We start from the raw sequence: 22,146 nt of genomic DNA, 5'->3' as shown, positions 1-22,146 counted from the left end.
TTACTCGCCTCCATTTTCATCACTACCATGGTGATTGTGATCGTTGTGACTTGTAGAATCACTTTCATCCGTTTGTTCATCATCTGAAGATTCCTCTTCGTGATCTTCTTCCTCATGTCCATGGGGAGCTTTATAATCACTAAAATCTAAAAATTCATCAGAATAGCCATGTGAATGGTCAATCCATTGAAGGTGTGTCTCATTGAACGTCATTCGACCTACAATTCCAGGGCTAAGTATTTTTTTATATTCTTCTTTTGTAAGAGTTGATGCAGTAGCTTTTACTTCTTCTACCCATTCGTTAAAATCTGCTTGTGTTTGAGCTAGCACTTCAAAATCCATATGCGCATAACCAGTTCCATTAAAGCTTGTATTTCTACCTAGATATGAGCCTGGATTATCAGCCACTAAATAAAGTTCTGTCTGCATATTTGCCATTGTATATTTTTGACCACCTAACGATGGAACCCAAAAAGATTGCATTGTTCCGGCAGAAGTCATCTTAAACTTTACAGGCCGATCTTCAGGGATATTTATATAATTCACCGTTTCTATATCTTGCTCTGGATAACTAAACACCCATTTCCAATCAGCTGAAGTAACGTTAATTATAAGCGGCTCCGTATCCTCATAGCCTTCTGGTACATCTTCTAAGTCATAGGTTGTCATTACCGTAGGAATCGTCAGTGCAATAACAATGATAACCGGGATGACAAACCAGGTAATCTCAAGCCATTTACTACCTTCTTCTTCCTCTGGCTCATAGTCCATGTTGTCTGGTTTTTCACGATATTTCCAAACAATATAACCAAACAAAATAAAAACAACAAGTACAATCACTGCCATGAAAATAATTGAAAAAATGATAAGTTCTGTTAAGTTTCTAGCTACCGGCCCTTGAGGGTCAAAAACAACTAACTTACTTTCACAACCGGTTAATGCTACAGTAATACTTAAAAGGGATAACAAATAGAATATTCGGCGGAAATTCTTCACTAAAATAACTCCTTCCTAGACAGGGCATAATTATATTTCAAGCACAAGGCGTAAAAAAATAGTTAGTATACTTAAATGTATACAAAGTACATAAATAGTTCATTGACTATTGTCCCATTGTGACAGGTAAATTTGATGAAAGTATGAAGAAGTGTAATTTGACATAAAATGTTCATATTTTATGAACCTAAGTGTGAGGGAATTAACAGATGATAGGATGAATCGGCTATTATTTTACTATCCAAGCCTTTTTATTTATCATCAAAGAATGGAATGTTAACTTTACTAATGTGATTGAGAGTGTGATTGATCAATGAATAAACCAACAATTCTAATTGTCGACGATGAACCACAAATGAGAATGCTTTTAAACATTCATCTTCATGAATCTTTTCATTTATTGGAAGCAACTGGTGGACCAGAAGCAATTGATATTGTAAAAAAAGAGAAGGTTGATGTTGTATTGTTAGATATTATGATGCCTACATTAAACGGGAAAGAAGTTTGCAAGAAAATCCGTCTTTTTAACAAAAAAATCCCTATTATTTTATTAACAGCTTTAAATGAATCAAAAGACAAGGTAGAGGGACTAACAATAGGTGCTGATGATTATGTCGTTAAACCTTTTGATCCAGAAGAACTTGAGGCGCGTATATATGTTCAATTAAGGAAACAGCCAGGTGTAGCCAACAACCACTCGTTTATCACGATAAACGACATAACAATCAATTCCAATTCTAGAGAAGTTTTTGTGTTAGGCAACCTACTAAAATTGACTCCAAAAGAATTCGATTTATTATATTTACTGGCATCAAATTTAAATTGGGTTTTCACACGTGAACAACTGTTAGATAAGGTTTGGGGTGTTAATGACGTAGTCGACATAAGAACAGTTGATTCCCATGTTCGATATCTTAGAGACAAGTTTAAGAAAGCTGGAATCCACACTCAACTAATTAAAACGATATGGGGAGTTGGATACAAATTTTCTTCAGGTGATTCAGAGTGAAATTAAATAGTGTAGTTGTTAAACTTGGGGTTACTATCTTATTTCTACAATTAATAATTCTCGTTCCTTTGGGTTACATTATTGTCCAAATCATCTCTAATTACGCCTATAATGATGTGGAAACTCAACTCGTAGAATTGTCGAATCAATATGCACAAACCTTTGATTCTATTGAGGACCAAGATGCTTTAAGCACTGTGAAAAACCTAGCTGAGATGACCGATATGGAAATTGTATTATTTGATGTGAATGGTGAAATTAAATCAAATTTTGGAATTACTGATTTAAATAAATACCCACTGATTTCTCAGAATGAGTTACAAACATTACAACAAGGAGAGCCTGTCATAAATGAGTATACAAATAAACAAAACAACTATTTAAAAGTCGGCCAACCAATCTTGGACAATGGTAAACAAACTGGAAGTATCTATTTACTTTCCTCATTAGATTCGACTTACCAATCTATCTATAATGTATCAAAACTAGTTATTTTCGCCAGCATTGGGGCAGTTGTTTTAGCAATAGGATTTACTTTCTTTATGTCTAGAAAATTAGCATCTCCTTTACTACAAATGGAACAAGCAACAAAAAAAATAGCTGATAATAAAGACTTTAGTACTAGAGTCACCTATAAGGGAAATGATGAAATTGGATCTCTTGCAACAGCAATCAACAACCTTTCTAGCACATTAGAAAGGTACCAAACAAATCGAAATGAGTTTTTCGCGAATATAACACATGAATTAAAAACACCGCTCACCTATATAAAAGGGTATACACAAGCACTGAAAAAAGGGTTATATCAATCAGAGGAAGAAAAAAATAATTACTTAATGATTATTGAAAATGAAACGACACAAATGAATAACTTAATGGATGATTTAATGGACCTATCTAAAATAGAGGAAGGAAAACTAAATCTTCATATGGAAGACATAGACTTAATTGAAGTAATAGATATGGTTATTAACAAAGTAAAAATAAAAGCGAATCAAAAAGGTATTGATGTTGTCTTTAACAGTCCGTCCCATGGTGCGCTTATTAATGCTGACGGCCAACGAATGGAACAAATATTCACAAACTTACTTGAAAACGCAACTCGATATACGGAACAAGGAACGATTCAAGTAACTATAATCAACGAATTACAAGGCATTAAAATATCGATTGTTGACACTGGTATTGGTATAGCTGAAGAAGATCTTCCATACCTATTCGACAGGTTTTATCGAGTGGATAAGTCTCGGTCGAGGTCAAATGGTGGTACTGGTTTAGGACTTTCCATTGTTAAAAAGTTAGTTGAAATCCATGATGGGACGATCGAGGTCCAAAGTACCTTGGGTAAAGGAACTACATTCATCCTTTATTTCCCGATTGACTTAAACGAATAAAATAGAAAGGGTGTTATCATGAATTTTCAAAAGAAAGTAGTAATTGTTACTGGTGCCGGTAATGGCATAGGAAAAGCAATTGCAGTGGAATACGCGAAGGCAGGGGCATATGTAGTTATTGCAGATAATGATGACAAAGCAGCAAACCAGACACTAGACCTAATCCAATTAACTCAAATTGGAAAAGGTGTTTTCATCAAAACAGATATTCGAAATTATGATGAAGTAACACACTTAATGAAAGAAACGTTCAACCAATTTGGGAGAATAGATATCCTAGTAAACAATGCTGGCGTGTCACGATTTAAATCGATGTATGAGCTCACTTTAGAGGATTGGGATGATGTATTAAATACGAACTTACGTGGAACGTTCTTATGTGCAAAAGCAGCAGCAGCATATATTAGATCAAATAAAGCCGGTGGTTCTATTGTAAATATTGCTTCTACACGTGCTTTTATGTCAGAAAAAAATTCAGAAGCATATGCCGCTTCCAAAGGTGGCATAACTGCATTAACCCATGCACTTTCTATCTCTCTACAAGATGATCAAATAACCGTTAATGCAATTAGTCCAGGTTGGATAGAAACCGGTGATTACGCCGATTTACGAACGATTGATCATAAACAACATCCATCAAATCGTGTTGGCACACCAGAAGACATTGCACGTGCCTGTTTGTTTTTAACGAATCCAGACAATAATTTTATAACTGGTGAAAATTTAATAGTTGATGGTGGCATGACTAGAAAGATGATATATGAACATTAGTACGTACATTTTTTAGAAGCGAATTTGGATTCTCAACCTAATAGATGAGAATCCATTTTGCGCTTATCTAAATTCAAATATTTAAATATACGAATTCCCTTATTTTCTTAAATCCGTGGCTTTTATAAAAATTATGGGCGCTATCATTATTTGTCCAATAGTCCAGCTCAATTTTTTGCGCTTTTTTCTGTTTACCTATTGCATAGATTTCTTCCATTAACTTAGTACCATATCCCATCCCACGAACTGACTCAACAACACAAAGCTGATGGACATATATCGTTGTATAACTTTTTCGAAACGGATTCTCTGGATACTCCACTACTTCTGCCCAAGCATAGCCGAGCGCATTGTCCTCCTCTTTTAATAATAGAAAAATAAAGTTAGGCATTTCAATTATATTTTTGAAAAAGCTTTTGATTTCTGCATAATTATACTTTTTAAAAGTAGACGGATATAACTGGTAATGTAAATCATGTACAGATTTATTCAGCTTAGCTATCGTTTGAAAATCTTTTGAACTTTCTATTTCCATGTTAACGCCTCTTTCCTCTCTAATACGAAACAATCTATTATAAACATATTAGTCAAAACATTTGGTAAAGTGCACCTTTTTTGTTAAAAATAAGACGGTAATATCTATTTTTTTAGAAAAAATTAACAAATTACCATTGGCAGCATAGGCTAATGGTAATTTGGAGGTGACCGAAATAAACTATCATGATAACTCCCACGGTTATACCTGGTATTAACAAAATCAACGAGTTAGAACGCAACTCAATTTGTCTTCTTATTTAATTCCAATTAAAAGTATCTCACCCACAATAAACTCAATAGGGTTTGTTGTGCATTTTCGATAGTACTAACTACTGTTGGTTAAGTGTCTTTCAATGGTTTCCACGTGTACAGGCTTGTAGTTATACCAATTACAATAATTGCTACAACCGAGAGTAATAAGGTATTAGTAGATATTAAAAAACCACCTATTAAAATCACTAGTGAATCAATCACAAAGATGATGACACCTACGTTAAACCCAGAAATATCTGAAATGAACTGTGCAATTAAATCAGTACCACCTGTGCTAGTTTGTGCCCGGAGCATAATACCAATACCTAAACCGACAAAGACACCTCCTAAAACAGAACTAAATGGAGCCTCCAAGATAATTGGTGATTCTCGTAATGTTCTAAATAAATCAATAAAAAATGATGAAACTAACATACCATGTAAACTGTTATAAAAGTATTTTCGATATTTAAACCAAGCAATAATAAAGATAGGAAAACTCAATAATATAATGGTTAAGCCTGCTTTCCATCCCCAAATGTATTTTGTTATTAATCCAATACCTATCATCCCCCCATCCAAAACATGGTAGGGAATAAAAAAATAATTAATTCCAATTGATAACAAAATGCTTCCAACTACAATAGCTAGGCCTTTTTTTAACATATACATAAGATCACCAACTTTTTATACTCTTGGCACTATGTATATGCTTGTACTATCCAGTTAAAAACAATAAAAAAAAGCAGGTGAAATCATCCTGCTTTTTGCTATTCAACTGATTTTTTTGTGATTTTCACTTGAATTAATTTATTGTCTTCAATTTTTTGCACCTCGAAATGTAGATGATGGTACTCCAACTCTTCCCCTTCTTCTGGTATATATCCTAGCTCTTTGAATACAAAGCCAGCAAGAATATCTTCTTCTTCTGGAATTTTCGTTCTAAATACTTCGTTCAGTCGACGAATTGTAAGTTTACCATGACAAATAATATGTGATTCTGTTAACTCATCGATAAGGACGTCATCATCTTCGTCCGTTTCATCTTCAATCTCAAGACCTATCATTGCTTCAATAATATCCTCATTTGTAATAATCCCCGTAGTGCCTCCGTATTCATCAATAACAATAGCTAAATGCTTTTTCTCTTTTAGCATCATTTTAAAAACCTTTTCAATCGTAGTTGTTTCAGATACAAACAATGGATCAAGATCAGTAAATTCACTCAATTTTTTTGTTTGATCTATCGACCATTGCAGAAGAAGTTTCGAATGAAACACACCTACAATATAATCCATATTCTGTTTATAGACCGGATATCTTGTATAACTATTTGATAGTACACACTCTCTAGCTTGATCAAATGTTGCATCTAAAGGAATTCCTTCAATATCAATTCTAGGTGTCTTTAAAGCATCTCTAACGTCCTTACTATAGAAATCAATGGCGCCTTTAATATGATGCGTTTCATCACGATGGAATGTACCTTCCGTCAAGGCTATATCAACCATTGTTTTTAGTTCTTCTTTTGAAACCGTTGCTTCATTATTGCTACCTTTGGACAGTATTTTTATAATTGCATTTGTAAATTTTGATAAAAGAAATGTTAATGGTTTTAAAACTATTAACAATACTCGAATAACTGGTGATACTTTATAGGCTATTTGTTCCGAAAAAGTTGCAGCTATCGATTTTGGTACTACTTCAGCAAATACAATTAATACAACAGTTAAAATCCCTGTAGCCAAACCAACATTAAACCCTTGTTCAATAGCTACTATCGTTACTAAAGTCGGAAGCATTATATTTGATATATTATTCCCAATTAAAATGGCTGTTATTAGCTCATTCGGTTTAGAGACTAAATTCAGTAAATTTTTCGAACGCATATCTTCATTTTCTGCCTTTGTTTGAACTTTCATCCTATTTACAGCTGTTAACGCTGTTTCACTTCCGGATAAGAAAAAAGACATAAGTATAAAAAAACCAATCGCGATAAACAATTGTTTCCTCCTAAATTATAATGTAGATGATTGTATTCTAACTCATATGGCATATATTATCACACAATCATAGATCGTATAGTATTTTAAGCAACTAAATCAAGTCGTGAATAGCATCGATCATAAAAAACATACTACATTAATAGAAGTTTCCAAAGTGACAATAGGGGCGAAAAAATGGAACTACAATTAATAGAAGTATATTTACCTAAGAAAACACTAGAAAATTTTATAACTAAATTAGATGAATTTTCAATCATTTCACATTGGAATTCTAGCTCATCAGAAGAACAAGAAATTGTTAGAATACTCGTGAAAAAGACTCGTTCTGAAGAAATTTTAAATTTTCTAGAAATTGAAGCTAACTATAGTGACAGTTTTCATGCTTTGTTATTTAATGTGCATACCTATATTCCAAGAATTGAAGAGGAAGATGAAAAAGTAGAAAGAAAGAGTGACAAAGCAGAACTTATTCGTGCCAGCAGGCATGAGTTATATGCAGTTGTCGAATCTTCCAGTCAAATTTCTCGAAGCTTCACCTGGTTCTTATTGTTATCAGCCATTGTTGCTACTGCAGGCATAATAAAAAATAGTCCAGCGATAGTGATTGGTGCTATGGTGATTGCTCCGCTAATTGGTCCATTTACATCACTCGCGTTCGCTGCTATCTTAGGCGACTATAAACTAATGCGACAGTCTGTAATAACATCCCTATATGGATTATCTGTACCTTTAATCATTGCTGGATTAGTAGGAATCTTTTTCGATTTACCTGTGACTAGTGATGAGTTTCAGGCTCGTACTCAAATCGAAATTATGGATATCGTTGTAGCTCTCGCATCTGGAGCTGCTGGTGCTTTGTCTTTCATAAAAAGAATTTCAGAAGCACTTGTGGGAGTAATGGTCTCTGTAGCATTACTACCACCTACTGTTGTATTCGGTATGATGATAGGTTCAGGAAATTGGTCCGCATCAATGACACCATTCTTACTATTACTCGTTAATATAAGTTCAATTATATTGTCAGCAATTTTAGTGTTTTGGTTAAGTGGAATAAAACCTGTTAATTGGAAGAAAATTCAAATTGCAAACACTTCTCGCATATTCGCTTTAATTTTTATAAGCTTGGTAATTCTTATTCTGTTTATCGTTATTTATATTATCCAAATATAAATAACGATATTTCTTAACCATAATAAAAAGCAGGTTTCTACGCCTGCTTAAAAAAACATCTTATTAGTTTAGATAGTGGTCGATTCTTTCTTTTCATCTTCTATATAATTGTTTTCTATAAAATCAATAAAGCCTTCAACATAAAACGGATCAAACTGAGTACCTGAACATACCGATAATTCAGTGATAGCTTCACGATAGGATTTAGTTTTCTGATAAGGTCTCTCCGTAGTCATCGCATCAAAAGAATCGATAATACACAATATCCTAGCTAGTTTTGGTGTTTCTTCCTCTTTCAGTCCATGTGGATATCCTTTACCATCATAACGTTCATGATGTAATTCTACTAACGGAACAATTTCTTGATACTTTTTGTTTAAAGACACTATATCTTTACCCCATGTTACATGTTTTTTTACGAGTTCCCACTCATCTGCATTCAATTTACCTTTTTTGTTAATTACATCCCGCGGAACTTCTATTTTACCTATATCATGAATTAAAGCACCTAAGATAAGCACTTTCTTTTCATGGTCTGTAATATCTAAATGCTTGCTAAATTCAACAGCATATTTAAAAACTCTTTTACTATGACGGTATGTATAGATGTCCTTTGCCAACAATATATTCAATTGTTGCTCCAGCTCTTTCATCGGCTTATCAATACTAATAGAGTCGATTTCATTACCATAAATATGTGTATTGTTTTTCCCTTGTTTTTTAGCATAATACATAGCTTGATCTGCGTGGCTTATATATTCTGATGCATTGAGTATCTCTTTATTCCATTCCATAATCCCAGCTGAATAAGAAAGACAACCATACGGAAGCAACTCTACACCCTCAAAATATGTATCATTTACATCTTTTCTCAAATGATCTATAAACGATGCCGCCTCGTATTGATTCGTATTCGGCATCATAATGACAAATTCTTCGCCACCAAACCTTGCGACTGTATATTCGTACTTACTACAAGCTTTTTCTAATAACTGTCCAAAGAAGGTGAGTAAATGATCTCCTTTTAGATGACCATTCCCATCATTATATTTCTTGAAATCATCTATATCTAACATCGCTAAGCTAAGTGTAGCTTGACTCTGTTTTAATTCCAATAATTTATTAGTTAAAACCTCTTTAAAATAACCATGATTCTTCAAACCTGTTAAATGGTCAATATTTGCCTTATTTCTAACGGTTTGATACAGCTTAAAGTGTTGCCTGAAAATAAATGAAAGTAAGACTGCTATTCCAACAAATAGAGCTAGTCCAAAAAATGGAGAAGATTGTAATAAAAAGCCAAGTACTAGTGATAGCAACAAAGTACTTATATAGGTTTCGACAGTTCCTGCAATCATACCTTTAAATACAGTTAATAAACTTTGTTTTTTTGCTATCCAGAAAAAAAATCCAATTAAAATTACGTTAACCAAGAAGTATGGTACCATTGCTAATAAATAAGAAAATAATAATTCCTGATGAATTACCCCTATGGAACCACCCGTTAAAATGAAGGTGTAACCTCCACCTATAATCATCAATGTATAAGTTGAAAAATTAAAGATATGTTTCCACCATTTTGTCTCTCTTTCATAGAAGAAATTTACCAAACTACTAAAAAACAATACTACTAAGGTGACTTTAATACCGAAAACAAATATACACGCTAAATAAATAGCTGAATCCATGGAAAGAAAATTTCCTTCTGGGGGTAATTGTATTTGAAAATGAATAAGTATTAAGGTAGCCCCTATTAGAGCAAACCCTAATACCCATTCACTTAATGATACAAATGAAAAATCTCCATGTAGTAAAAACATAACAATCCCTAATATAGAAACACACGTTACATATATATTCTTTTTAGCCATAAACTCCATTTATACCACACTCTAATCTATAGAATAAAGGAAGAGTATGATACTCTCTTCCTTATTAACTTCCTCCACCAAGTCTAAAACCAGAAGTTAATCCCATTACTAATGATGCTATTATTATAGCATTAATTACGATTCCTGTAAGCTTGATTCCATTGTTACTTTGAAGTGCTTTTTTCATCTTAATTCACCTCCCTTAAATAGTTTCTGATGGAACAGAAGATACTTTCTTTTTATCATCCTTGTTTTCAAGCATTTTGTTTTGGATGAAAAGAAAAATACCTATATTCATAATTACATCACCAATACTTATTACTTGGCTTCTTGGATACGGTGACGTAATTGGAATAATATCTCCTAGAAATGCTAGTTTTGTAGATTCAGTTAAGAGGGCATGTTTACCATAAAAACCATCCTTGATTGCTTCAATATACATCGGATCTAAAATAATTGAAGCTTCTTCAGAAACCGGCATGCGTCCTCCGTTAATAGCCATAACAATAAAATTCAGTAATACACCGACAAACAATAAATTCATTCCCGGTTGGTGTCGATTCACCCAAAGAAAAAACAAACCTGTCATGTAAATAAATATAAAAATATAATTGCTTATTTCACCTAATAAAGCGATTTTATTTTGAAAATAAAAAGTTAGAATTTGTACAAAAAGTAAAATCGGAAAAATCCAACCCCATTTAAAAATCGGTTTTGCAAGAAACTTTAAATTTCCTTTACGGAAAAATCCAATGATTATCGACAATAATATTCCATCATAAACCATACACTATTCACCTTTTTCTTTCGAAAGAATCTTACAAATCTATTTTATAGCTGATATCTTGAATTTCAACTTCTTCTATTACATATTATCAAAGGATTGCGAAATATCAAACTTACTGTGGAAATTGCAAGAATTCCGCTTTAGGTCTATTGAATTATATGGACTCCTGTTTTTATAGTTAATTGTATAAAAATAATCAAATATTATACATTTCATACAAAATACGATTAGAAAGTGCTAGTTTTTTTCAATTAAACAGTAATAATAAGATAATATTACCATATTAACGACAAAAAAGAACAATGTATTCACATTGCCCTTTTTTAATTGATATTTTAATAGATTGTCGAAAACACCAGAACCTATAAATCAATTTCTTTAATGGTCTAATCCTTCATTTACTAATGGTAACGTAAAAGTGAAAGTTGTTCCTACCCCTTCATCACTATCAATTTGGACCTTACCACCATGGCTTTTTATAATATTAAATGAAATAATTAAACCTAATCCGGTTCCTTCCTTTTTTGTGGTGAAAAAGGGTTCACCAATTTTTTTCAAAACTTCTTTTGGAATACCAGGTCCTTCATCAATTATTTTCAAAATAGCGAATCCATCTATTTGATCAATTTCAATCGTAATTATACCTTTGTCCATAATTTCAATGGCATTTTTAACGATATTTATAATCACTTGCTTTATCTTTGTATCATCACATTCAACTATTAGCTTATCTTGTTTCAAATTTGTTTTTATCGCAATACTTTTCATTACAGCTTGCGATTCCAACAAAAGATACACTTCCTTTACAACGTCTATAAGATTATGATTCTCTCTTTCTTCTGAGTGAGGCTTAGCAAGTAATAATAATTCACTCGTAATTTGCTGTATACGCTCAAGTTCTTGCTCGATAACTTGGTAATACATTTTGTTATGGTTATCTTCTCTTAACAATTGGAAAAATCCCTTAATCGTTGTTAATGGATTTCTTATTTCATGACAGATTCCCGCTGAAAACTGCCCTGCGAAAGTTAGTTGTTCCGATCTCATAAGAACATTATCTGCACTTTTTTCTAGCTTGATTTGATCAATAATCGAAGGAGATGATTGCGACTGATTTCCGTACAAATTAGAAGGAACTAACGAATCATCGGTCATAAGGTATTCATGTACGCTTAACATTTCTGTTAATAATAAAGCTGAAAGGCTACGACCATCATATGCGCACACAGAAAAAATATGATAGTCACAAATATATGTATCACATTCATATTCGATAAGTTTCTCCATGTCTTTTATCTGCACATTCCTCCAAGTTCTTAGTGGGATACTACCTTTCAAATATGGATTTGCCAAAGATATAAAATCCTCTACAGAAGGACTAGGTTGATCAGCATTATAAAGCGTATCTGTTTCAGCAAAAGTTATTTGATTAAGCAGTTGATCGGATATATTATTGTTCCGAAGTTCAGCTTTCACACGATTAATTCGATCATTCGAATCTACAAAAATAACTCCCTCATCATTCAACAACCCTTCGATAATATAGTTCACAGCATTAACTATATACTTCTTTTCATTATTAAATACATAGATAATGTGTCCGCCATTTGAAAGACTATTATGCCTTAAATTTGATTCCACAACCATATCATTAGACAATCCCATATTTAGTTTCCTTTCATCTCACGTTATCAAGCCATTTTTAATGTAATTAAGTTAATTAATTATAACAATTATACCCAATTTATAAAAGGTGGTTGACATTTTTCTGTAAATTATTTAGTAAATTCAATATTTCACTTAATTGAGTCAATTTTATAACTACCTTATTCAGTCATCTGTGACAAAATTGGTATTATAAAATTGATTAAATTAACAAGTTATTGCTCAGACTTTGTTAATAATCTAATTAAACCAGTTATCCATCTGACGATTAAAAATGTACCAGTTAATGAAAAAAAAGTATAATACCATGTCCACTTGTGATAAGTAATGAGCTTGGTTCCTCTTTCTAAAATTATTTCTATTACTGTCATCGGAAGGCTATATATAATCGACTGATATAGCATACCGAATACACTTGATTTGTATGTTGTGCGGTTATAAAAAACGCACATTACAGGAAACAACAGGTTTTCAAATAACACACTACTTTGAAATGTTTTTGGAAATAAACGCACGGGGTATTCTATCCAGTTACGTACAGCTACAATATTCCCTAAAAATCCTGAAATGAAGGTTTTTAATAAGAATACTATAATCCAGTCTTTTCTTGGTTTTTTATTTAGTGCAAAAGGTAAAAGTGCTAAACCTAAAAATGTCAAACTATATAACATTGATTTCTCTTTATTCATAAGATAACACGCCCCCTAATCGGTTACATATACATCATCCAAATAGTATTTTCTCTTTTTTATGTTTTATTCTCATAGCATGTACGCAGAACAAAATGCTTTTATTATTTATGTACATAACTTTCCTACAATTTGAAAACATATAACTATATCTAAAAATTGAACTTACTTCAAATTGCGAGGGCGAATTTCTATGCACATTGGATTAGCTTTATTAATGATACTTTCAGTTTGGCTTCGTGGTGATTGGCGGAATTGGCAAAAATATCACACTGTTATGCTCTATTATGCAATAGGAAACTTAACATATAACTTCTTAACTGCGAATTACTTTTTATGGCGTATGGATGGAGATTTTATTTCGAATCATACACTTACTGAAATGATTTATACATTTATAATTTTCCCTGGAACTGCACTATTATTTATTTGTAACTATCCCTCCGATTTAAGAAAGATAATTAAACATTATTTATTCTGGATTGGTTTATATGTGGGTGTTGAAGCATTTATGACAATTACTGGCCACATTGACTATCAGTATGGCTGGAATTTAGTTTGGTCTGCTGCCTTTGATTGTATTATGTTTCCTATGATGAGATTGTTCTATAAACGCCCGTTATTAGCATATTTCATTTCCATTTTCATTGCTATTTTCTTTCTCTGGTATTATAAGGTACCCGTTCACTTACCTGTAGAAGAACGCTAAACCTTCACTATTTTTTTAAATCAACATTCAAATAGTATAATTTTTATGCTATCATATGAATATATGATCATATGATAAAGGGGTTGATGAATTGGGACATTCTCATGACCATAATCACCAACACGGGCATCATCATAATGCCAATAAGAAAGCATTACTTATTAGTTTTTTACTCATTTTTACGTTTATGATAGTCGAGGTTATTGGTGGATTTATTACAAACAGTTTAGCGTTACTTTCTGACGCCGGTCATATGTTGAGTGATGCAGCTGCTTTAGGTCTGAGCTTATTTGCTATCAAGTTTGGAGAAAAGGCTGCTACATCTAATAAGACCTATGGTTATAAACGATTTGAAATTATCGCAGCATTTATTAATGGTATTACATTACTTGGTATTTCTGTTTATATTTTTTGGGAGGCGTATCATCGTTTTTTCGAGCCCCCAAATGTAAGCTCTGGGATGTTAATCATTGCAGTCATCGGGCTAATAATTAATATCATTGTTGCATGGATTCTACTACAAGGTGATACGCACGATAATTTAAATATGCGAAGTGCTTTACTACATGTTTTTGGAGACCTTCTTGGCTCTGTGGGAGCTATTATCGCTGGAGTACTTATTATCATGTTTAACTGGAATATTGCAGATCCAATAGCAAGTGTCATTGTTGCTATGTTAATTTTGATAAGTGGATGGCGTGTAACGAAAGACTCCTTCCATGTTCTAATGGAAGGAATCCCAAACAATATCAATATTGATGACGTTGAGGAAAAATTATTAAAAATAGCTGGTGTTAATAGTGTTCATGATTTACATGTATGGACCATAACATCAGATTTTCCATCATTGACTTGTCACCTTGTTGTAAAGAAAGATATTGATCGTGACCATTTGCTTAACGAAGCATCAAACTTGTTGCATGATACTTTTGAAATTAAACATACAACCATTCAAATTGAAGGTGAAACATCAAATATTCGAAATCATGAAGATTGTTGTAATTAACATTAGGAGTGACCTTAATTGTGGGAAATAAAAATAATAATGACCATAGTGAGTTAGATGAAGAGACACTGTTTATTGTCTCGCAAACATTCAAAGCACTGGCGGACCCAACCAGAATAAGAATTCTATATTTACTTTTTGAAGGAGAATACGCAGTTAACGACATTGCGGAACAACTAAAACTTAGACAATCAAATGTCTCTCACCAGTTACGTTTTCTAAAAAATCTAAGACTAGTAAAATATAGAAGAGACGGAAAAACAATCTATTACTCCCATGATGATGTGCATGTTATAAATATCTTAGAACAGTCAATTAATCACGCCCTTCACTAATAATTTTAATAATCAGGAAGATTATCTGTATAAAATAACCTGCTTATAAGGATAATAGGTTTATCTATTATCAAAGGAGGATCTATCTTGGACGAAAAACAATATCAACCAAAAGATAGCGGTAAATTGACCAATGAGAATTATGGTACAAAAAAAGATAATCGAAAACAACATGCCATAACATCCGAAGGGACAAAAGATTTAGAAGAAGTCCAAAAAGATAATATGAAGTGATGTTTAATATAGGCTATTTTTATGTTTTTCAAAAGGGATGCAATAGCGCATCCTTTTTCTATACTATTTTTCAGATGTGTATGTAACAATGTCATTGTATAGCTTAAGGGGCCTTTCATGTGTCAATAAATGGCCAGTTTTTTCATAAGTAATTAACTTAGCGTTGGGGAGATCAGTTACCAGACGATTTCCTATCTCAACAGGGACCACCTTATCTTCACTGCCCCAAATCAATAAAGTAGGTACTTGTATTTCCAGTAACTGCTCCGTAGTAAAATCACCTTCTCGATGTCTTAATAGCCTTAATAGAGATATATAAAAATCTTTATCCATTAAAGGAATCTGAAATTCTTTAAGTAGTTCCTCTGTAATTAATTGGTGGTTATAAAACACGTTCTCAACGCTACTTCGAACATTTTTTCTCTTAATGTACCTCTCCAAAAAAAACCGAGAAAACGGCAAGTATGATCCAAAAAATAAGGGGTTTTTTACTTTTTCTAAATATCCAGAACTACTTAATAATATTAAGTTCGTTAATTTATCAGGAAAGTACTTTGCCATATAAAGTGCTATTTGCCCACCCATAGAATGACCTACGATTGTGACTTTATTTAGATTAAAAAAATTCAAACATTCTACAATTAACTTCGCATAATTTTTAAAGGAATAAATGAACTTTTTTGATTTTTCACTTCGTCCAAAACCTGGTAAATCGATAGCTACAACAGAAAATTTTTCTGCTAACAGAGGTATTATATGTTTAAACGTATAGGTGGAAGATACAAACCCATGAATTAAAATAATTGGAGGTTTATTGTTTAACACGTATTCACAATAGACATGAAGATTTCCAATAGTAATCATTTCTTTATGAATTTGTTTTGTTTTCAATCTTAAACACTCCAGTTAACGTATTTTTTAAAGAAAAGCGCAGGGGCTTCAATCAAGATAATACCCTGATTCTTCGATGTCTTTCTATGTAGCATTCCTTTAAGCGAGCCTTGATGTGAGATTGCCTCAAGATCTTTATGTGGAAGACGTTGGAGTTGGATGTAGTATTCTATGTTTTTCACATTTAGGAAATCTCGAAATTTTCTAGACCACTAGTTCTTATTTTTATTATTTTAACCCAAATAAAAGAAAAAAAGACGAAAGGAGTAACTTTTCTCCCTCGCCTATGTGTAATTATATTCATTATGTCAGGAAACCATCACTAAAGGGAGTGATAAACTCCTCTTAGTGATGATTTTAGCTTTATCTGAATAATTAAACGTATTATACTTTACTTACGTTTGTGGCTTGTGGTCCACGTTGTCCTTCTTCGATGTCAAAAGATACTTCCTGACCCTCATCTAAAGATTTGTATCCTTCACCTTGAATAGCAGAAAAATGAACGAATACATCATCACCATCTTCTCTCTCGATAAACCCAAAACCTTTTTCACTGTTAAACCATTTTACTTTTCCATGTTCCATGTCTTAAAAATCCTCCTAGATTGTACAAAAAATAAGTTAAATAGTTCTATTTAACCTTCGTAGGTAGTATAACCAAGTATATAAAAATTTAAACACAATTTTATTTGTTTTTTGAGATATAAATAGTTTGCGATTATAGTTACATGTTCAATAGCAAAATATTATGAGGGAATTTTTAAATAATCATTGATTACAACTCGCTGGCTTTTAGGATAGATTGGTTGGCGAATATAACAAAACTGCTTGTTGATCTGCGATAAAATGTTACCTATATTATAAACTTTATTGCACCTTAAAGATGTGTTGCAATGCTACCAATACGGTTAAAAATATAATGACGAAAAACGAAGGCCAATACCATTTGTTAACTGTATTGAGTGGTTGCCTATTTTCATCAGCAACCATCTTTTCGCCCAGAAATACGAAAATTCTCACGTAAATCCAATAAAGAGTGTAAGAATCCCAAAGATCCCATCCGTTTTTATAAGTGATAAAACCAATATGTTTAAGTAGAATTTCGAAAACAAACGTTATATTGATAATCATAAAAAAATAAGGAAATGTATGCTTGGTTGGTTTAAAGTAAATTAAAAAAAGTACCAAGAAACCAAAGCTACAAACAACAGCTGGTAAAATGTGAGGTAATGGTAATACAAATCGATAAAAACCTGTCATTACAAAAAAAGAACATAAACTAACTGCAATTACGATATTTGTTATAAAAATCCGACCATATTTCAGTGGTGATTTATTTATAATTAGTAAATTACCCACAGCTCCTAGCAGGGTTACCCCCATCACAATTAAATAAAACAGTTGATTTTGGTCCATTATATCATCACCTTTAAAAAATTATCCTATCTTTATTTACTTTCCGATTTCAAATCTGAAACATTTTTCATATGTATATATTGTTTCACTTCTCAACAATTATCATAAGTTTATTTCCATAGAAAAAAACACATGTGTTTGTACATGTGTTTAATCTGTAATTAGTACTTACTGTATGAAAGCTACTTCTTCACAAGTATTTCTTTACTACTTTATTACCCTCATAGGTAAACATACATGATTTATCTTCGATTATCGTCTCCATATGAACCGTTCGACCCCAAAGCTGATGAATATATGGTAATGTCTTTTCTAAATACGTTAGATCTAATTCAACACCTTCATAATGATGCTTTAAATAAAGCTCACCATTTTGGTAGTAATCGCCATTTTGAACAGTTATATAAGGAAATCCCCCGTTTAAACGCATCATAATTAATTGATCTCGTACATTTTCCCAATTTTTATCTGTAACCTTGTATTCATTGCCTTGTTTCTGGAATAGGTATAAATCTTCTCGATCAACAAAGTCTTTCGTCAAATAATTTCTTAAAAAACTAATATCAGATTCAATTTCACGTACTTCAAACATCTTCTCTCGGCCTTTGCCTGGAGTAGCACCCCATTTTTTCATTTCCTCCGTCGGGTTATCAAAACGGTCCTCAATATCTTCAAACATTTTAACACCTAGATAATATGGATTAATCTGTGTTTTTGATGGTTGAACCACTCCAGCATTAAGTGAAGCAAATTCAATCGCCTCATCAGTTGTTAAATCCATCTCTCGTAGTATCCGCTGATGCCAATAGGATGCCCAGCCCTCGTTCATTATCTTAGTTTCTAACTGTGGCCAGAAATATAACATTTCAGCGCGCATCATTGTTAAAATATCACGTTGCCAATCTTCTAAACTCCTGCTATGTTCTTCAATAAATAGTAATAAATCCTTTTCTGGTTTTGGTGGGATTCGTTTTTTTCTTTTTTTCGGGGTAGGGTTTATCATAGACTTATCATCATCTATTTGCCATAAATCATCGTATGGAGTTTCTTTTTTCACCGGTTCATACTCAAAGTCTTCCTCTGACTCCCAGTCAAGTTTTGGTTGACTAAGTGTTGGATCAATATGCTCTTGAATTGCTAATATTGCATCTAGAAAAGACTCCACTTCCTTGATACCATACAATTTTTCATACGCTGCTATTCGGTCGGCAGTTGCAGACATACTATCCACCATATCTCGTTGCGTATTTTGAAAACGTGCATTGTTCTTGAAAAAGTCACAGTGTGCTAAGACATGTGCAACAATAAGTTTATTTTGAACTAGACTATTGGAATTTAATAAGAAAGCGTAGCACGGGTTTGAGTTAATAACTAACTCGTATATTTTACTCAAACCTAAATCGTATTGAAGCTTCATCTTGTGGAACTGCTTTCCAAAGCTCCAATGTGAAAAGCGGGCTGGCATCCCGTAGGCACCAAAAGTATAGATTATTTCCGGAGGACAAATTTCATAACGCATTGGATAAAAATCAAGACCGAAACCTTCAGCAATTTCTGTAATCTCTTCAATCGCTCTTTCCAGTAGTTTTTGATCTGCTTGTTTCAAAAACAATCTCCCCTTTTGATGTATTACCTATAATATATGAGTGTGGCATCAAAATGATGAAGACATTGGACAATTATAGTTAACTATATTTATAATGATTTCTAAATTTTATAAAAATAAAAAAACTCACTTTTGTGAAAGTGAGTTTTTTATTATTACGTTGTCAGCCCGACTAAATCATCAATAGATGTTGCAACATGGGACATTGCATTATTCACTTCATCTAAACTAGTCCTGAACGTTTCAATTTCTTGTTCAATCGAATTACTTTGGCTCTTACTTGTCTTCATTTGTTCAACTATACGATCAAATAACTGATTGATTTGCTTGATACTTTCTGTTCCTTCTGTTACCGCTGCTCGTACTTCTTCAATATAAGAGGAAACCGAGTTAATTTGATTATCCGTTTTCGCAATAAGATTTGCGACACTAGATACTGACTGCTTTGTTTCTTCAGCTAACTTTCTAACTTCATCAGCAACAACTGCAAATCCTTTTCCATGTTCTCCAGCGCGTGAAGCTTCAATTGCTGCATTTAATGCAAGTAAGTTTGTTTGTTCAGCAATTCCTGTAACAATAGAAACAATTCCACCAATTTGATTTGAGACATCCTGCAATCCTTCTGTTTCTCGTTTAATATTATCCATTTTTTGGTTAATTTCATCCATTTTCACTTGTTGGTTTTCAACATCATTTTTCCCATTTGTGGATGTCTCTTCTACACTAACCGATGTTTGAGTCCCTTTTTTTGAAATTTCTAAGATGTCATCTAACTTAATTACCAATTCTTGAATCGAAGCAGTCGATTGCTGGAAAATTGCAGCCAAATCTTCGGAAGTATTGCCGATTTTTTCATGCAATTGGTTTTTTTGATCTTCTTGTATTTGATTAACACGATTATTCTCTGCTTGGAAGGCATCTAATACAAGTTGTTGTTCAATATTAAGTATCTTCGTAGTAGCACTAACAGCCATTGAAAATTCTTTTTTATTTTGAAACTTTTTATCAAATAACTCTATTAAAGACATAAGTAAATCTTGAAATGCACACATATACCATTTCGGCATTAAACCTATTTTAAAGTGAATATGAGCAATTCGGATTCTTTTTTCAACAAAAATATCATCTATCTTTCCATCAAACATTTCTTGAATATGAATTTTTAACGTTTTCTTTAAACGCTCTACCGAACTGTTATTTTCTATTATTTTCATTAACGAACCTTCATATTCTAGGTTCTTATAAAATTGACCAACAATTTGGTCTATTTGTTCGGTAACTAAAGGTTTAAGTGATGCTAAGATTTGTAGATCCGCTTCTGTTAAGTTAATCATTAAGAGTTGCTTATGAAAATCTGAATTCTTATCAATTTTTAAATGTGTTTGACCTACTAATGCTTCATTAGGCAATCTTATTTCATGATTTCCTTTTCGTTGCTTGTTAAATAACAAATTCATTTCCTACCCCCATTTTTCACTGAACATATAACACTTAATTTATTGCTTATTCTCAAATAATTATTTTACAGTAAAAAAGCAGTATATTCTATGGTCAATTTTTCAATTTAATCTATAAAATTACAGTTAATATTTTTAAAAACACTAAATGATACATACAATTATAATACCCGTGCCGGTATATAAAATAACAAAAATAAAAAAGGACTACTATTCCTTTTTAAATTATCTAATATAGCACTTGCTTTATTAAAGACGAGACATGCCGAATATATAAATTAGCGACTTTTCACTAACAAGTTTACTGCTTCTTTCACTAAATCTTCTGTATTTTCTCCATCTTGTTCTGCTTGTCGGACACACTCAACCAGGTTGGAACTCACTACTACACCCATAGTACGATCAATTGCTGTCCTTGCAGCTGACATTTGAGTAATTAGATCTCTACAATCACTGTTTTCTTCCATCATTTTTAAGATTCCGCGTAATTGACCTTCAATACGCTTCACTCTATTTTTCATTTGATCTGTATATTCCATCCTATATTTCTCCTTCCATAACTGTTTACTCACATTTACAACTAGTTAAAGTATAGCCAATTACTTTAAATCCTTTATTATGGAGAAAACGAATGCCTAAATTTTTCTCCGTTCGATCAGAAGCTATTACTACTAACTCTTTGCTCGGAATTTCTTTGTAGTATCTTTTAAGATAAGCAACTGGCATTACGATTGAACCTTCAACTTCCTGCTTAGCCGATGAGTTATAGTCCCTGATATCTAATTTAAGACTTATTTGATCCATTTGATTACTACTCACATCTATACAAGGTATCCCTTTAATTGGCACATATCTTAAATACATTAAATATAATATTATACTGACAAAAAAAGCAGTGATTCCTATAACCATGCTATTTCCCCCTGTCATTAATAACAACTAACAATTTACATCTTATGCCCTTAAGGGTATATATGTCAATAAAATGTCATCATTAAATTAACTATTTTACGTTTTATTTTGAATAGTCATTCTAGGGAGTTAGCGAACTATTAAAGGGGAATGATACTAAACACGGATGTGCACTAATTGTTAGTACACACCCGTAAGCTTGTATTACCTAAACATCATCATTTCTTCCAGATGCTCCAACGTTTGTATTTGAAATTTTTCTGTTGTTCGTTTTAGAATCGATATTTTTCCCTCGTTCACCATGTCCCAAATAAGAAGTCTTTTCTTTCTCTTGTGTCTTCACAAAACGATCAAAATCTTGATTTATCATACAAAAACCTCCTCGTTCATAGATTGCCCTTACTATGGTCCATTACTCCTTGATAAAACGAAA

General features: G+C 32.5%; 25 protein-coding genes. 8 read left to right on the top strand and 17 right to left on the bottom strand.

The features are described from left to right. Positions 1-996 carry a cytochrome aa3 quinol oxidase subunit II gene (qoxA, locus tag QQS35_RS08360; RefSeq protein WP_285931505.1) on the bottom strand — a complete coding sequence of 332 codons (996 nt, stop codon included), beginning with the start codon at positions 994-996 and terminating at the stop codon, positions 1-3. A 313-nt stretch (positions 997-1,309) separates the two neighbouring features. On the opposite strand from qoxA, the gene QQS35_RS08355 reads away from it, so the two are divergent. Genes QQS35_RS08355 through QQS35_RS08345 form a run of 3 tightly spaced genes read left to right on the top strand, consistent with a single transcriptional unit; the run spans position 1,310 to position 4,170 of the window. Then, a complete protein-coding gene (locus QQS35_RS08355; protein ID WP_285931504.1) occupies positions 1,310-2,005 on the top strand; it encodes a response regulator transcription factor in 696 nt (231 codons plus the stop codon). Next, on the top strand, positions 2,002-3,399 hold the full coding sequence (locus tag QQS35_RS08350) for a sensor histidine kinase (protein WP_285931503.1): 1,398 nt from the start codon (positions 2,002-2,004) through the stop codon (positions 3,397-3,399). The genes QQS35_RS08355 and QQS35_RS08350 overlap by 4 nt, the downstream gene beginning before the upstream one ends. An 18-nt stretch (positions 3,400-3,417) precedes the next feature. Next, positions 3,418-4,170 (top strand): glucose 1-dehydrogenase, encoded by a 753-nt coding sequence (locus tag QQS35_RS08345; RefSeq protein ID WP_285931502.1) that lies wholly within the window; start codon positions 3,418-3,420, stop codon positions 4,168-4,170. A 73-nt stretch (positions 4,171-4,243) separates the two neighbouring features. On the opposite strand, the gene QQS35_RS08340 is transcribed toward QQS35_RS08345, so the two are convergent. The 3 genes from QQS35_RS08340 to QQS35_RS08330 all read right to left on the bottom strand — a co-directional run bounded on the left by QQS35_RS08340 (position 4,244) and on the right by QQS35_RS08330 (position 6,962). Further along, positions 4,244-4,705 (bottom strand): GNAT family N-acetyltransferase, encoded by a 462-nt coding sequence (locus tag QQS35_RS08340; RefSeq protein WP_285931500.1) that lies wholly within the window; start codon positions 4,703-4,705, stop codon positions 4,244-4,246. Between the two features lie 341 nt (positions 4,706-5,046). Next, a complete protein-coding gene (locus QQS35_RS08335) occupies positions 5,047-5,631 on the bottom strand; it encodes a YitT family protein (protein WP_285931499.1) in 585 nt (194 codons plus the stop codon). A 98-nt stretch (positions 5,632-5,729) separates the two neighbouring features. Then, entirely contained in the window at positions 5,730-6,962 is a 1,233-nt protein-coding gene (locus QQS35_RS08330; protein ID WP_285931498.1) for a hemolysin family protein, read from the bottom strand. 177 nt (positions 6,963-7,139) lie between these two features. On the opposite strand from QQS35_RS08330, the gene QQS35_RS08325 reads away from it, so the two are divergent. Beyond that, a complete protein-coding gene (locus QQS35_RS08325; protein WP_285931497.1) occupies positions 7,140-8,135 on the top strand; it encodes a TIGR00341 family protein in 996 nt (331 codons plus the stop codon). Positions 8,136-8,203: 68 nt separating this feature from the next. Here the strand turns inward: QQS35_RS08325 and QQS35_RS08320 are convergent, their stop codons facing one another. From QQS35_RS08320 to QQS35_RS08300, 5 genes are all read right to left on the bottom strand, one after another. Next, positions 8,204-10,015 (bottom strand): bifunctional diguanylate cyclase/phosphohydrolase, encoded by a 1,812-nt coding sequence (locus QQS35_RS08320; protein WP_285931496.1) that lies wholly within the window; start codon positions 10,013-10,015, stop codon positions 8,204-8,206. A 55-nt stretch (positions 10,016-10,070) separates the two neighbouring features. Further along, a complete protein-coding gene (locus QQS35_RS08315) occupies positions 10,071-10,193 on the bottom strand; it encodes a hypothetical protein (protein ID WP_285931495.1) in 123 nt (40 codons plus the stop codon). Positions 10,194-10,208: 15 nt separating this feature from the next. After that, entirely contained in the window at positions 10,209-10,793 is a 585-nt protein-coding gene (locus QQS35_RS08310; protein ID WP_285931494.1) for a DUF5317 domain-containing protein, read from the bottom strand. A gap of 378 nt (positions 10,794-11,171) precedes the next feature. After that, positions 11,172-12,458 (bottom strand): ATP-binding protein, encoded by a 1,287-nt coding sequence (locus QQS35_RS08305; protein ID WP_285931493.1) that lies wholly within the window; start codon positions 12,456-12,458, stop codon positions 11,172-11,174. Between the two features lie 215 nt (positions 12,459-12,673). Further along, complete coding sequence (locus QQS35_RS08300) at positions 12,674-13,147, bottom strand: CBO0543 family protein (protein WP_285931492.1); 474 nt, start codon at positions 13,145-13,147, stop codon at positions 12,674-12,676. 193 nt (positions 13,148-13,340) lie between these two features. Between QQS35_RS08300 and QQS35_RS08295 the strand changes: the two genes are divergently transcribed. The 4 genes from QQS35_RS08295 (at position 13,341) to QQS35_RS08280 (ending at position 15,431) form a co-directional block, all read left to right on the top strand. After that, positions 13,341-13,856, top strand: a complete 516-nt coding sequence (locus QQS35_RS08295) for a CBO0543 family protein (RefSeq protein ID WP_285931491.1) — start codon at positions 13,341-13,343, stop codon at positions 13,854-13,856. A 91-nt stretch (positions 13,857-13,947) separates the two neighbouring features. Next, a complete protein-coding gene (locus QQS35_RS08290) occupies positions 13,948-14,862 on the top strand; it encodes a cation diffusion facilitator family transporter (RefSeq protein ID WP_285931490.1) in 915 nt (304 codons plus the stop codon). A gap of 20 nt (positions 14,863-14,882) precedes the next feature. Continuing rightward, positions 14,883-15,197: an ArsR/SmtB family transcription factor gene (locus tag QQS35_RS08285; RefSeq protein ID WP_407933950.1), complete on the top strand. Its 315-nt coding sequence runs from the start codon at positions 14,883-14,885 to the stop codon at positions 15,195-15,197. A gap of 87 nt (positions 15,198-15,284) precedes the next feature. Next, the gene (locus QQS35_RS08280; protein WP_285931488.1) at positions 15,285-15,431 is read left to right on the top strand and encodes a hypothetical protein; all 147 of its coding nucleotides are present in this window, start codon (positions 15,285-15,287) and stop codon (positions 15,429-15,431) included. Between the two features lie 63 nt (positions 15,432-15,494). Here the strand turns inward: QQS35_RS08280 and QQS35_RS08275 are convergent, their stop codons facing one another. The 8 genes from QQS35_RS08275 to QQS35_RS08240 all read right to left on the bottom strand — a co-directional run bounded on the left by QQS35_RS08275 (position 15,495) and on the right by QQS35_RS08240 (position 22,083). Then, positions 15,495-16,322 (bottom strand): alpha/beta fold hydrolase, encoded by an 828-nt coding sequence (locus tag QQS35_RS08275; protein WP_285931487.1) that lies wholly within the window; start codon positions 16,320-16,322, stop codon positions 15,495-15,497. Positions 16,323-16,706: 384 nt separating this feature from the next. Next, positions 16,707-16,907 (bottom strand): cold-shock protein, encoded by a 201-nt coding sequence (locus QQS35_RS08270; RefSeq protein ID WP_285931485.1) that lies wholly within the window; start codon positions 16,905-16,907, stop codon positions 16,707-16,709. A 282-nt stretch (positions 16,908-17,189) separates the two neighbouring features. Then, positions 17,190-17,738 (bottom strand): hypothetical protein, encoded by a 549-nt coding sequence (locus tag QQS35_RS08265; protein ID WP_285931484.1) that lies wholly within the window; start codon positions 17,736-17,738, stop codon positions 17,190-17,192. Positions 17,739-17,928: 190 nt separating this feature from the next. Then, complete coding sequence (locus QQS35_RS08260) at positions 17,929-19,344, bottom strand: SpoVR family protein (RefSeq protein ID WP_285931483.1); 1,416 nt, start codon at positions 19,342-19,344, stop codon at positions 17,929-17,931. Positions 19,345-19,499: 155 nt separating this feature from the next. Further along, positions 19,500-20,795: a globin-coupled sensor protein gene (locus QQS35_RS08255; RefSeq protein WP_407933952.1), complete on the bottom strand. Its 1,296-nt coding sequence runs from the start codon at positions 20,793-20,795 to the stop codon at positions 19,500-19,502. Between the two features lie 284 nt (positions 20,796-21,079). Beyond that, the gene (locus tag QQS35_RS08250) at positions 21,080-21,340 is read right to left on the bottom strand and encodes a metal-sensitive transcriptional regulator (RefSeq protein WP_285931481.1); all 261 of its coding nucleotides are present in this window, start codon (positions 21,338-21,340) and stop codon (positions 21,080-21,082) included. Between the two features lie 25 nt (positions 21,341-21,365). Beyond that, positions 21,366-21,713, bottom strand: a complete 348-nt coding sequence (locus QQS35_RS08245; protein ID WP_285931480.1) for a rhodanese-like domain-containing protein — start codon at positions 21,711-21,713, stop codon at positions 21,366-21,368. 208 nt (positions 21,714-21,921) lie between these two features. Then, positions 21,922-22,083 (bottom strand): hypothetical protein, encoded by a 162-nt coding sequence (locus tag QQS35_RS08240; RefSeq protein ID WP_285931479.1) that lies wholly within the window; start codon positions 22,081-22,083, stop codon positions 21,922-21,924. Positions 22,084-22,146 lie beyond the last annotated feature (63 nt).

The sequence above is a fragment of the Aquibacillus rhizosphaerae genome, assembly GCF_030282825.1.
Lineage (GTDB): Bacteria > Bacillota > Bacilli > Bacillales > Amphibacillaceae > Aquibacillus_C > Aquibacillus_C rhizosphaerae.
Note: the sequence above shows the minus strand (reverse complement) of the source record. Positions and strands in the feature narration are given on the sequence as shown.

What these genes read in the sequence shown, in the direction of transcription:
- QQS35_RS08355 (WP_285931504.1), top strand. Translation starts at nt 1,310, where the DNA reads ATGAATAAACCAACAATTCTAATTGTCGACGATGAACCACAAATGAGA.
- QQS35_RS08345 (WP_285931502.1), top strand. Translation starts at nt 3,418, where the DNA reads ATGAATTTTCAAAAGAAAGTAGTAATTGTTACTGGTGCCGGTAATGGC.
- QQS35_RS08340 (WP_285931500.1), bottom strand. Translation starts at nt 4,705, where the DNA reads ATGGAAATAGAAAGTTCAAAAGATTTTCAAACGATAGCTAAGCTGAAT.
- QQS35_RS08335 (WP_285931499.1), bottom strand. Translation starts at nt 5,631, where the DNA reads ATGTATATGTTAAAAAAAGGCCTAGCTATTGTAGTTGGAAGCATTTTG.
- QQS35_RS08325 (WP_285931497.1), top strand. Translation starts at nt 7,140, where the DNA reads ATGGAACTACAATTAATAGAAGTATATTTACCTAAGAAAACACTAGAA.
- QQS35_RS08320 (WP_285931496.1), bottom strand. Translation starts at nt 10,015, where the DNA reads ATGGAGTTTATGGCTAAAAAGAATATATATGTAACGTGTGTTTCTATA.
- QQS35_RS08315 (WP_285931495.1), bottom strand. Translation starts at nt 10,193, where the DNA reads ATGAAAAAAGCACTTCAAAGTAACAATGGAATCAAGCTTACAGGAATC.
- QQS35_RS08310 (WP_285931494.1), bottom strand. Translation starts at nt 10,793, where the DNA reads ATGGTTTATGATGGAATATTATTGTCGATAATCATTGGATTTTTCCGT.
- QQS35_RS08305 (WP_285931493.1), bottom strand. Translation starts at nt 12,458, where the DNA reads ATGGGATTGTCTAATGATATGGTTGTGGAATCAAATTTAAGGCATAAT.
- QQS35_RS08300 (WP_285931492.1), bottom strand. Translation starts at nt 13,147, where the DNA reads ATGAATAAAGAGAAATCAATGTTATATAGTTTGACATTTTTAGGTTTA.
- QQS35_RS08295 (WP_285931491.1), top strand. Translation starts at nt 13,341, where the DNA reads ATGCACATTGGATTAGCTTTATTAATGATACTTTCAGTTTGGCTTCGT.
- QQS35_RS08270 (WP_285931485.1), bottom strand. Translation starts at nt 16,907, where the DNA reads ATGGAACATGGAAAAGTAAAATGGTTTAACAGTGAAAAAGGTTTTGGG.
- QQS35_RS08265 (WP_285931484.1), bottom strand. Translation starts at nt 17,738, where the DNA reads ATGGACCAAAATCAACTGTTTTATTTAATTGTGATGGGGGTAACCCTG.
- QQS35_RS08250 (WP_285931481.1), bottom strand. Translation starts at nt 21,340, where the DNA reads ATGGAATATACAGATCAAATGAAAAATAGAGTGAAGCGTATTGAAGGT.
- QQS35_RS08245 (WP_285931480.1), bottom strand. Translation starts at nt 21,713, where the DNA reads ATGGTTATAGGAATCACTGCTTTTTTTGTCAGTATAATATTATATTTA.
- QQS35_RS08240 (WP_285931479.1), bottom strand. Translation starts at nt 22,083, where the DNA reads ATGATAAATCAAGATTTTGATCGTTTTGTGAAGACACAAGAGAAAGAA.